The sequence below is a fragment of the Pseudomonas sp. S2_E02 genome, from assembly GCF_054668355.1.
In genome coordinates this window covers 2,857,028-2,868,798 of the sequence record NZ_CP162761.1, presented here as the reverse complement: position 1 = coordinate 2,868,798, position 11,771 = coordinate 2,857,028, and the positions used below count along the sequence as shown (strand labels likewise).

At 59.6% G+C, this 11,771-nt stretch carries 4 protein-coding genes and 1 pseudogene; 3 read left to right on the top strand and 2 right to left on the bottom strand.

Features of this window, described 5'->3' with window-relative positions; translation table 11 throughout:
- Positions 1–16 precede the first annotated feature (16 nt).
- Positions 17–109, bottom strand: a pseudogene (locus AB4O01_RS12825) (DUF4381 domain-containing protein); the annotation flags it as partial.
- A 91-nt stretch (positions 110–200) separates the two neighbouring features.
- Here AB4O01_RS12825 and argR point away from each other — a divergent pair.
- Positions 201–1,193, top strand: coding sequence for a transcriptional regulator ArgR (argR, locus tag AB4O01_RS12820; RefSeq protein ID WP_176471324.1), 993 nt, complete (start codon positions 201–203; stop codon positions 1,191–1,193).
- 7 nt (positions 1,194–1,200) lie between these two features.
- Here the strand turns inward: argR and AB4O01_RS12815 are convergent, their stop codons facing one another.
- On the bottom strand, positions 1,201–8,985 hold the full coding sequence (locus AB4O01_RS12815) for a dermonecrotic toxin domain-containing protein (protein WP_460091957.1): 7,785 nt from the start codon (positions 8,983–8,985) through the stop codon (positions 1,201–1,203).
- 304 nt (positions 8,986–9,289) lie between these two features.
- On the opposite strand from AB4O01_RS12815, the gene AB4O01_RS12810 reads away from it, so the two are divergent.
- Entirely contained in the window at positions 9,290–10,510 is a 1,221-nt protein-coding gene (locus tag AB4O01_RS12810) for an aspartate aminotransferase family protein (protein WP_008077923.1), read from the top strand.
- Positions 10,511–10,725: 215 nt separating this feature from the next.
- On the top strand, positions 10,726–11,745 hold the full coding sequence (aruF, locus tag AB4O01_RS12805; RefSeq protein WP_007951057.1) for an arginine/ornithine succinyltransferase subunit alpha: 1,020 nt from the start codon (positions 10,726–10,728) through the stop codon (positions 11,743–11,745).
- Positions 11,746–11,771: the final 26 nt, after the last annotated feature.

Genomic DNA, 11,771 nt, shown 5'->3' with positions numbered 1-11,771 from the left:
GACTGACCAAAATCCCCTGTGGGAGCGAGCTTGCTCGCGAAAGCGGTAGTTCAGATAGCAACGATGTTGACTGATACACCGCCTTCGCGAGCAAGCTCGCTCCCACAATGGATCTCTGTCAGCCTCATGATTTGTGTTCATTTACGGGCTAGCATTGGCCCATGCCTTCATCACTGTTCTTCGTTTCGGATCGCCCGCCCATGACTGCCCATCGAATTGGTTTCCTGATTTGGCCCAGCACTAAAGCGTTGACGCTGGCGCTGGCGGAGGAAGCCTTGCGTGTTGCTCAGCGTGTGCATCCGGAGGTGGTTTACGAGCTGTCGTTCCTGCAGGCGGAAGCCGTGACCGCAGCGGCGGCCGAAGGCGCCTGGCAATTGCCCGGTGAAGCCTGGACCGGCAAACTCGAAAACTTCCAGAAACTGTTCCTGCTCGCTGACGAACCGCCGACCACATTGGCGCCGGCACTGAGCAGTGCGCTCAAGCAATTGGTACGTGCGGGTACGGTCATCGGCGGTCTGTCGGCCGGTGTCTATCCGTTGGCGCAACTGGGGTTGCTCGACGGTTATCGTGCTGCCGTGCACTGGCGCTGGCAGGACGATTTCGCCGAGCGTTTCCCTAAAGTCATTGCCACCAGTCATCTGTTCGACTGGGATCGTGATCGCCTGACCGCATGCGGCGGGATGTCCGTGCTTGATCTACTGCTGGCGGTATTGGCTCGCGATCACGGTGCAGAGTTGGCCGGAGCGGTTTCGGAAGAACTGGTCGTTGAACGCATTCGCGAGGGCGGCGAGCGTCAGCGCATCCCGTTGCAGAACCGTCTCGGCTCCAGCCATCCGAAGCTCACCCAAGCGGTGTTGCTGATGGAAGCCAACATCGAAGAACCGCTGACCACCGACGAAATCGCCCAGCATGTGTGCGTGTCCCGTCGCCAGTTGGAGCGGATCTTCAAGCAATACCTCAACCGTGTGCCGAGCCAGTACTACCTGGAGCTGCGCCTGAACAAAGCCCGGCAGATGTTGATGCAGACCAGCAAGTCCATCATCCAGATCGGCCTGTCCTGTGGCTTCTCCTCGGGGCCGCATTTCTCCAGCGCCTATCGCAATTTCTTCGGTGCCACGCCGCGGGAAGATCGCAACCAGCGGCGCAGCAGCAGCCCGTTCGAGTTGTCGTCAGTGCCGCCAGAGCGTGGCTGACGGCGGGTCAGCTATGCCTTGTCGATGGTAATGGTCGCTCCTCGCCATCGGAAAAATCCGAATCCACGAAGTCGTCAAGTTCGCTCCGGACCCCCGTCATCCATCTTTCGTTCATTTGCTCGTTAAACGCCGTGGTGTATCTGTCCAGGCGTTGCTGACTTTCCGGGTGAAGGGGGTTGTCGTCGAAGTTGTATTCGGTCACCGCGTCGCCGGGCTGTAAAGGAAACTCGCCTGGCAACTCGGTAATCGCGTTCCCGGACAAGTCCGCGCTCGTCAATTGAGGCAGCTCGAACAGACCGTCAGGCACCTTGCTCAAGGCGCAATTGCCGAGACGCAGATTGTCCAACTGCGGGAGATGCCTCAGGTCTGGAACAATGTTGAGCGGATTGTTGCTCAGGTCCACGGAACTCAGGTTTTTCCAGCCTGCGAAGGCCTCTGCAGCCGGTTCAGTCAGGGTGATTCCACAGTCGGGCAGATGCAGGCTGCGCAGCCTGTCCATAGCGAAGATCGGGGCGGGAATCTCGCCCAGCGGAAATTTGCGGATGTAGACATCTTTGAGCTTCGGGAAAAGCTCCAGCAGACGATCAACCCGACGCGGGGCGGACGCTTTGGTGGTCAGATTCAACTTTTCAATGTGTTCAAAGCGCGCAGTCAGCGGCGGCAGCTCACCGGTAAACGACAACTCGCAGTAAACCGCTGGATCTGTCAGGAACGTGGGCGTTCGGCGCAGTTCCTTTTCCAGGTTGAGCCTGAAGGTTTGGCGATTAAGTTTTTCCGTGGCTGCAGCGTCGTTCCCAAGTGGCATCTGCGTTACAGGATCGCTGGGAGGCTCATTTGCCCAGGTGTCCAGGCGGTCGAGCAGGCCGGCCAGGTCGGTTCTGCGGCGCATCAGCTCAAGACGTCCATCGGCCAGCGTACCCGGAAGGCTGTAGATAAGATCGTTGGCGTCGAAGCCGGACAGCGATGGGTAAAGACTTTGAGCCAGTTCGATGTCGTCCTGTCGAGCGGTGATACCAAAGTTGTCGGCCTTGGCCTGGAAAGCGGCTTTGACTCGTTCTCTGGAAGCTTCTGACAACGGGTTGCTGCCCAGTTCCATGCCGCGGCCAGAATAACGCGTCAGTTCCGCCGGCAGTTCGATGATGTTGTTGTCGCTCAGCAACGCCACTTCCAGATGCGGCAGCTGTTCCAGCCCGACAGGCACACTATCGATCCCGGTGTTGATCAGATCGATGAACGTCAGGTTTTGCAGTGTCGATACATCGGGCGTGGCCTGCAATGTGTTGCTGAACAAGTCCAGCGATTTCAATCGGGTCAGCGTGGACAGGATCGCTTGTCCGCCAGGATCCAGAGTGATCTGGCACTTGCTCAACATCAGTGTTTCGAGCGACGGCAGGCTTTGCAGCGCTTGAGGTATGCGGCCGAGGGAGAAGTCCAGCAGTTCCAGCCCCTGCAATCCGCTGAAGCTTCTGAGAAACCCCCCGGAAACCTTCAGCCCTGGATTGCCCTGAAGTTTGAGATGCCTGATGTGAGTGAAATCGGTGCTCAGCTCCGGTAACTCACCGGTAAACGCCGGCTTGGCATCGAAGGTGTTGAGCCGTAGTGCTGAATTGTCGTTACGCCGGCCGCGCCAGAGTTGCTCAAGCTCGTCGCTGAACTCTTGTCTGGCGGCGAGTTCTGTGGCTCTTTCCTGCGCAGTCCATGGCAGTTCAGTCAACGGATTGTTGACCGGCAAACGCTCACGCCACGCGTTGAGATCTCCCATCATTCGGGCGATTTCTGCCTCCCAACTGAGCAGTTGAGTCGTGCCGGCCAGCAATGTCCCGGGAAGGCGATAAATCATGTTGATGGCCGCGTTGTCACCCAGTCGCGGGAACAGTCTTTGCGCCATGGCAATGTCAGCCGATGCCGGTTTGACCCGGAAGTTGCGCCCATGTGTGGCGTAGTAGCGCTTGATGCGCTCGCGAGCATTCAAGGACAGCGGATTATCGTTCAGATATACGCCGTCGGCCTGATCGACACTCAAGTTGAAAATCGCGTCCGGCAGCTCGGTGATGTTGTTGTTATTGAGATGGAGAATTTCAAGTGCCGGATGTTCGGCGATACCCTTGGGCACGTTGCTGATATCGGTATGGGCAAGTGAAACGCTCGTCAGGTCTGGCAAGGCGTTCAAATCAGGTGCGATTGTCAGCGGGTTGTGGCTCAGATCGAGCAACTGCAGTTTGGACATGGCACCGAGCAGTTGCTGCCCTTCAGGCGTGAGTGTCAGCGCGCAGTCAGTCAGTTTGAGCGCTTTGAGATCCTTGAGGCGCCCGACGAATGAGGGGATGTCATCGAGCGCGAAGGCTTTCAGTTCCAGCGCCTGAAGATTCGGGAACAAGGCAGCAAACGACTCGATGCCTGTGGTCGTTGCATTGCCTGCAAGCTTGAGGCTTGTCACATGATCGAAACTCACAGTGAGGCGGGGTAGTTCGCCGAAGAACTCCAAGTCTGTCGTAAAAGATGCGGTGCGTGTACCGGTGGCAATTGACCTTTCGCGCCAGAAACCCTCCATGAACTCCTTGAAGGCGGAACGCGCGGCTTGTTGCACCAGACGCTCACCTTCGCTAAGCACCTGGCCTGTAACCGGGTGCGCTGATGGCGTTTCCAGGCCCCAGAGCGCCAGATCCTCGCGCATTTGTTGCAGCTCCGCTCTCCAGCGCACGAGTTGTTTTCGGCCGCCGGCCAGGTCGCCAGGCAAGTCGTAGATCATCTCGCTGGCCTCTTGGGCGTTCAGAACGGGAAACAACTGCCGGGCGAGGGCAACGTCTTGCTCGTCAGCCAGTACGTCAAAGTCGTTTCGATGGCTGCGGAAGTAGTTCTTGATCTGGTCGCGGGAGGCTGCCGATAGCGGGTTGTCGGCAAGGTCAATGCCGTAACTGCGATCGGCGGGAAGGTCGAACAGCGCGTCCGGCAGTTGCGTGATGCGGTTCCCCGCAAGCACCACGGTTCGAAACCCCGGATGGCTGGTCAATCCTTCCGGCACGACGGTCAGCCCGCAGTTGGACAGGTCGAGATTGTACAGTTGGGGCAACAGGTTCAGGTCGGGGAACGTCCCCAACGGATTGTTGCTCAAGTTCAGCGAGTCGAGGCTGTCGAGTGACAGCAGCACAGCCTGATTTTCCGGGGTCATGACCACGCCACAATTTTTCAGCTTCAGGTCGGTCAGTCGAGGCAGTTTTACTTCGCCAAGCGCAAGCGGCTCCAGTTCGAAGCCGTTCATTTTCAGCTTGGCCAGGTTGGGGAAGCACTCGACGAAGCGCAGGGCGTTGGTGATATTGGCGTTGCCGGTGAGGTCCAGCCGGGTAACGTGCTCGAAACCGGCGCTGAGCGTCGGCATATCCCCCGTGAACGTGGCTGTTGCCCTGAGTGCTTCGAGGCGGTAGTAGCCGGGCGGGCTGCGCCAGAGCTGCTCGATCTGTTGCGCAAAGGATCGCCTGGCATCCAGTTCGCGGGTTTGTGCTTCAAGGGGCAGACGTTCGCCCGTCTCAGGGTCAATGACGGCGGCCTGGTTGGTCCATTGATTGAGTTCGAGGTTCAGGGCGCCGAGTTCATCTTCCCAGCGCGACAACTGTGCACCGAATTCGGCCAACGGTCCGGGCAGTCGGTACAACACCTGTGTAGCTTTGTCAGCGTCAAGGGCTGGGAACAAGGCGATCGTGCGCTGCAGATCTTCCTGCGGAGGCCGGACACCGAAGTACTTTCCGGTGTGCTCGAAGAACACTTTCACCCGTTCGCGAGAGGCCGCACTCAATGGGTTGTCAGCAAAGGTGTAACCGCTGCTGAGGGAGCTGGAGAGGTTGAAAAACCTTTCCGGTATCCGGGTGATGCGGTTGCGATCGAATTGCGCCGAGATCAGGCGTGGATGATCCAGCAAGTCGTCGGGCACCGTGTAAATACCGGTATTCGACAGATTGACGTAACGCAATGCAGGCATCGAGTGCAGGTCCGGCGGCAAGCCCAGCGCGTTGCCTTGCAGATCGAGCAGAGTGAGTTGCGGCATAGAGGCGAACACCGACTCGGTGACCGTTGTCAGGCTGACTCGGCAATCGCGTAATCTCAATTCGCGCAGCGAGCGCATCGAGGTCAGCGCTTGTGGCAGGCTTGGCAGATTGAGGTTGCGCGCATCCAGAATCTGCAACTGACTGAAAGACTGCAAAAAGCGCTCGACCGAGGTGGTCATGGGGCTGCCATCAATGCCGAGCGAAGTGATATGAGTGAAATCGCTCGAGAGGACGGGCAAGTCGCCGATGATGGCGTGCTTCAGCAGCACGGCGTGCCCAGCGGCGCCCTGTTGATCGTAGTGCGTGACGTTCTCCCGTCGCCAGCTTTTGAGTAATTCGTCCCTGAGCAACCTGCGGTTCTGGATTTCGGCGCGCCTCTCCAGCGGCGTGAGCGCCGTACCGGTTTCGGGGTGAATGGCGGGCGGATTGTTGGCCCAGACATGCAGTTCGTTCTGCAATTGCAGGTAGTCATTTTGCAAGCGAAGTATCTCTGCGCGCGGGCCAGCGGGACTGCGCAGCATGCTTTCGACGAGATAACCCACCTCACGGTTCGACATTCGCGGATAGAGCACCCGGATGTCTTCTTCGAGTGTGCGCGGTTGGGTACTGGGGCGCGGCGGACGTGGTGGAGCAGGGGGATAACCATCGGTCCCCAGCAGCCGCAGCGTGTCGACGGCCGACGGTTGGGTCGGCGTATCGCCGATCACCTGACGCAACTCGTTGCGCTCAAGCGTACGTTCGCGAATGGTCGCCTTCAGCGCCTGGCCCTGGCCAATCCGGATGTCGAGGTTCTGGCGCTCGCTGTCGGGTAATGCGTACAACAGGCTGGAATAAAAATCGCTGAACGAATGCAGCTGCTGCCCACGATCGTCGTAAGGTTGATATTGGCCATCGTCGCGGCGAACCAGAACCTTGTGTGCGGCTGCATCTTCACGGCCGATGGTGTCCAGTAGCGGGCCCTCGTAGCGCCTGTCCCGGATCTCGATGCGTACATCGCCGCTCCAGCCCGGCAACAATTTGAGGCTGTGCAGCGCCAGAGAGTCGGAGTCGGAATTGCTCACCGAGTCCAGCTCGAGGCCTTCATAGGCGCGGGTAACGCGCACCTCCTGACTGGCCATCTGCATGAGTGCCTGCTGGCGCGCGGGCAATTGTCCTTCGCTGATCTGCAACAGTTCGCTGCCGGTCGCGGTATCGAGCAGTTCGCGGGTGATGCTGGCCGGCAGTTCGGGAGGGTGGGCCTTGAGTCGTGCCGCCAGCGGATCATCGAGGTGCTGAAGGGCCTGATAACGCGCCTCGAACAGCGCGCTTCTGTTGCGTTTGGCGAGATCGGCCACTTGCTTGCGCAGGTTCTGGCTGCGTACCTCGACGGACTGCGTCGGTCCCGCAAAGGGTTCGTTCAACAAGGCTTTGATCTGCGTCTCGTCGAGGCTATAGAGCAGGGTTTTAAGCACGTCGTCACCGAGCAGTCTGTCCTGGCGCAGTTCGGTCACGGGCAGGCTTGCGTCCGCAGACGATTGCCACAGCTGCTGCCCTTGTCGATCGAGCAGACGCAGGCACTTATCGCTTGGCCAACGCCCGTATTCACTGAGCACCTGCAGCTGTGTGACCGGGTCGGCGCGCAAAAACTCTTCGGCGACATGGCTGTCGAGCTGATCGATGAAGCGTTGCAACTGCTGATCAATCTTGAAGCGCTGGATGCTGTCGGCAAGCAAAGGCGGGACTTTTTCCTGATTGACATGCATCTTGCGCAACGCGTCTTCGCTGGTTCCGCTGATCCGCAAGACGGTTTCGCGCTCGTTCGGCGACAGGCTCTCGACGGAAGAACCGATACGGCGCAGAACCGTCTCGCCATCCCATTCCAGCGGTTGCTCGAGTTCAGTGTGCCAGGCGCCTTCGCCATTGTGGCGCACCACCGGTTGGTAAGCGTCGGGGCGGCTCGGGTGTTCGATGCGGTACTGCCCCGGCACCTGGCTTTCTTTTACTGCAAAGTGGGCATCCTCCAAGGGCAGCAGGCGCTTGCCCTGATGCGTGTGCAAACCCAGCGCATCGGGCTGCGAATCTGCCGTTGGAACCTGCGGGTGCTTGTAGCGTTCGAGATCCGGCTCCCAATAGCGGGTCTTGCCACTGGCCAGTTTTACCGGTTTGAAGCGGTCGATGAACGCCACGACTTCCTTGGGCAAAATCTTGCGGAACTCGGCCGCGCCAATCTTGCCGCCCACGGCGAACAGGCCCAACTGGATCATCGATTCCACGGTGCCCATCAAGTGTTCCAAGGCTTCAGTCGTTCGCCCCTGCGCCCACTCGATGACGCCTTCGAACGCTTCATCGAGCATTTGATAGGCCATGTACGCCATCATGGCTTCACCTAGCACCGGCACGAACGGTGCAACGATCAGCGCGGCGGTCTGCACGATGGTGGAGATGATGTTGCTCACCGAGTCCCAGAAGGCCCAGCGCGCTTTCTGGTCGACCACCGCGGTGGGTACGGCGATCACCCGGGCGTCATTGAAGATCTTGTTCAGTTTCGCGTGATGGATGTGTTGCCAGAGATTGTCATGGAACGCGGTCAGCGTGGTTTGCAGATCCGGGCGCTCGACAGCGGTGTCGCGCCATGCGGGCAGCGAGCTGCCGGACTCGGGCGGGTGCCACATGATCTGGCTCAAGCGGCTATTGAGGGTACTGAAGAAAACACCTCGATGTTCGTGGTTCACGAATCGGCTGAAAAACTGCTGGTAGTCTTTCGAGCGCAACTGGCGGGTAAGTTCGGCGACCAGTTCGTAGGTCGAGGCGTATTCCTTGAAAGGGTGCTCGGGATCATCGGGGACATAAGCCACCACCCGTGCCGGGTCTCGCGAGGCGTACAGATCGGGGGCAAAAACGACGATACCGGTCAGCGGCGCGCACAGCATCCCCATGTCATGGCACAACACCGCTGCCCCGCTGATGTACAGGCCCTTCATGCCGTCGAGCACGGCATCGATCAAGCGAAAATAGCTTTCCGACACATCGCGGTTCATCCGCGCCCACTGCAGGGCGGCTTTCATCGCGGCTTTCTGGCTGTCATCGATTTTGTTGCGCAGCACGGTGGCCACCATCGGATCGCTATAGCCGAGGTTGTCTTCGAGATGGGCCTTGTATCGCGCGCCGATGTCCAGCCTTCGGCACAACCGGGTGAAAGCGGCGATGCTCATTTTCGCCTTGATCGCCGGCAGGGGACTGAACTGGCCGCTGACGGTGGGACGAGTGACGAAGGTCGAGTCAGCTTCGAAGGCGTCGTTATGGGTTTCCGATTCCTCGAAGTTGTGCAGCGCGGCCTCCAGTAACGACACGGTCCAGGCGCGCGTGCCGGTGCGGATCGGAAACCACGGAGTGGTTGCGGGGATGTACAGGCGCACGAAGGTGTTGCGCACATCCAGGTCCAGGCCGAACCAGTTTTTCAGTTCTTGCTGGAGCAAGGGCTCGGCAAAGGTGCTGGCGTCCTGCAAGTGTTCCAGGCTTTGATCGACCTTGCTTTGCGCGGCCCATTGCGTGGCGTTGAGGCTATTCATCTGCTGATGTTGCTCGGCAGGTGCCGACTGGAGAGTGAGGGACAGGCGCGGCAGGCTGTTCGTGAGTGCCAGGCGGCGAGTCGGTGTCGCGGCGCCGAGCCAATCGGGCAAGGCATTTTTCAGTGGCAGGTAATGATCGTCTGGATGCAGCGCGTTGTTCGTGGCGGTCGAGGCTGTCGGAGGGTGTGGCTGAGTCAGGTGCATGGGCCATTCCTTGGCGTTGAAAAGAACGCGCAGCAAATCAGCAACCGGCCACCCTTGTGCGGTACATATTTATATCTTTGTCGCAGGGTTGAGTTGGTATTCTCTGCAGCCTGCCGCAAATCGACGGTGCCAGTTAAACTGCGCCTTTGCGACGCTATATGTCGCATTGCCGTAAACCCGGGAAAATCCGGGGTTTGCGCTATAAGAAGTTGTCGCTTGGCGACAAGGCCGGGCTGAAAACTGTCCTTACAATCCTCACCAAGCTCGCCAGTTTCAGGCGAGTGTTCCTCTTCAGGAGACTCCGATGTCCGTTGAGCACGCTGCGGTACAACGCGCCGATTTCGACCAGGTAATGGTTCCCAACTACGCGCCTGCCGCTTTCATTCCGGTGCGTGGCGCCGGTTCCCGCGTCTGGGATCAGGCCGGCCGCGAGCTGATCGACTTCGCCGGCGGGATTGCCGTTAACGTATTGGGCCATGCGCACCCGGCGCTGGTCGGTGCACTGACCGAACAGGCGAACAAGCTGTGGCACGTGTCCAACGTGTTCACCAACGAACCAGCCCTGCGCCTGGCGCACAAGCTGATCGATGCCACGTTCGCCGAGCGCGTGTTCTTCTGCAACTCGGGCGCTGAAGCCAACGAGGCCGCGTTCAAGCTGGCCCGTCGCGTTGCGTTCGACCGTTTCGGCACTGAGAAGTACGAAATCATTGCGGCGCTGAACAGCTTCCACGGTCGTACCCTGTTCACCGTCAACGTCGGTGGCCAGTCGAAGTACTCCGACGGTTTCGGCCCGAAAATCACCGGCATCACCCACGTGCCTTACAACGACCTGGCCGCGCTGAAAGCTGCGGTTTCCGACAAGACCTGCGCGGTCGTGCTGGAACCGATCCAGGGCGAGGGCGGCGTGCTGCCAGCCGAACTGGCTTACCTGCAAGGTGCCCGCGAACTGTGCGACGCGAACAACGCGTTGCTGGTGTTCGACGAAGTGCAGACCGGCATGGGCCGCAGCGGCAAGCTGTTCGCTTACCAGCATTACGGCGTGACCCCGGACATCCTGACCAGCGCCAAGAGCCTGGGCGGCGGTTTCCCGATCGCCGCGATGCTGACCACCGAAGCGCTGGCCAAACATCTGGTCGTCGGCACTCACGGCACCACCTACGGCGGCAACCCGCTGGCGTGTGCGGTCGCTGAAGCGGTAATCGACGTGATCAACACCCCTGAAGTGCTGAACGGCGTGAACGCCAAGCACGACAAGTTCAAGGCGCGCCTTGAGCAGATCGGCGAGAAATACGGCCTGTTCACTCAGGTGCGTGGTCTCGGTCTGCTGATCGGTTGCGTGCTGAGCGATGCCTGGAAAGGCAAGGCCAAAGACATCTTCAACGCCGCTGAAAAAGAAGGCCTGATGATTCTGCAAGCCGGCCCGGACGTGATCCGTTTCGCCCCGAGCCTGGTGGTGGAAGACGCCGATATCGATGCTGGTCTGGACCGCTTCGAACGCGCTGCTGCTGCACTGACGCAAGCCTGATAGACCCTTCGGCGCCTGGAGTTTTTCAGGCGTCGATCAAAATTTTATGCCGGACCAGATCAACTGTAGGAGTGAGCCTGCTCGCGATTGCGGTATGTCAGTCAATTCATTGGTTTCTGACAGACCGCAATCGCGAGCAGGCTCACTCCTACATTGATCTCCATGTAGGCCCGGTTATTTTTTTCTGTGAATTTATAAGAGAAAGGAGTGACACCATGCTGGTGATGCGCCCCGCGCAAATGGCTGATCTGGGCGAGGTACAGCGTCTGGCTGCGGACAGCCCGATTGGTGTCACTTCCTTGCCGGATGACGTGGAACGTCTGAGCGACAAGATCGCCGCGAGCGAAGCCTCGTTTGCCGCCGAAGTGAGCTTCAATGGCGAGGAGAGCTATTTCTTCGTCCTCGAAGACACCGCCACCGGCAAGCTGGTCGGCTGCTCGGCGATTGTTGCTTCGGCCGGTTACTCGGAGCCGTTCTACAGCTTCCGCAACGAGACCTTCGTCCACGCCTCCCGCGAGCTGAAGATCCACAACAAGATCCACGTGCTTTCGCAGTGCCACGACCTGACTGGCAACAGCTTGCTGACCAGTTTCTACGTGCAGCGCGAGCTGGTCGGTTCGCCGTGGTCCGAGCTCAACTCCCGTGGCCGTCTGCTGTTCGTCGCCAGCCACCCTGAGCGTTTCGCCGATTCGGTGGTGACCGAGATCGTCGGTTACAGCGATGAGAACGGCGACTCGCCATTCTGGGATGCCATCGGTCGCAACTTCTTCGACCTCAATTACGCCGAAGCCGAACGCCTCTGCGGGCTGAAAAGCCGTACGTTCCTCGCCGAGCTGATGCCGCATTACCCGATCTACGTACCGCTGCTGCCGGATTCCGCCCAAGAGGCGATGGGCCAGGTGCACCCGCGTGCGCAGATCACCTTCGACATCCTGATGCGCGAAGGCTTCGAGACCGATCACTACATCGACATTTTCGACGGTGGCCCGACCCTGCATGCACGTGTGTCGGGGATCCGTTCGATCGCTCAGAGCCGCGTGGTGCCGGTGAAGATCGGCGAGCCGGTGAAAGGTGCCGGGCGTCAGTATCTGGTGGCTAACGCGCAGTTGCAGGATTACCGCGCGGTGTTGCTGGAGCTGGATTACGCACCGGGCAAACCGGTGACTCTGGATCTGGAAGCGGCCGAAGCCCTGGGCGTCGGTGAAGGTGCCAGCGTGCGCCTGGTGGCGGTTTAACGCCTTAGCGAGTTTCACGGGTGGCG

Coding starts and splice junctions, on each gene's coding strand:
- argR (WP_176471324.1), top strand. CDS start 201: ATGACTGCCCATCGAATTGGTTTCCTGATTTGGCCCAGCACTAAAGCG.
- AB4O01_RS12815 (WP_460091957.1), bottom strand. CDS start 8,985: ATGCACCTGACTCAGCCACACCCTCCGACAGCCTCGACCGCCACGAAC.
- AB4O01_RS12810 (WP_008077923.1), top strand. CDS start 9,290: ATGTCCGTTGAGCACGCTGCGGTACAACGCGCCGATTTCGACCAGGTA.
- aruF (WP_007951057.1), top strand. CDS start 10,726: ATGCTGGTGATGCGCCCCGCGCAAATGGCTGATCTGGGCGAGGTACAG.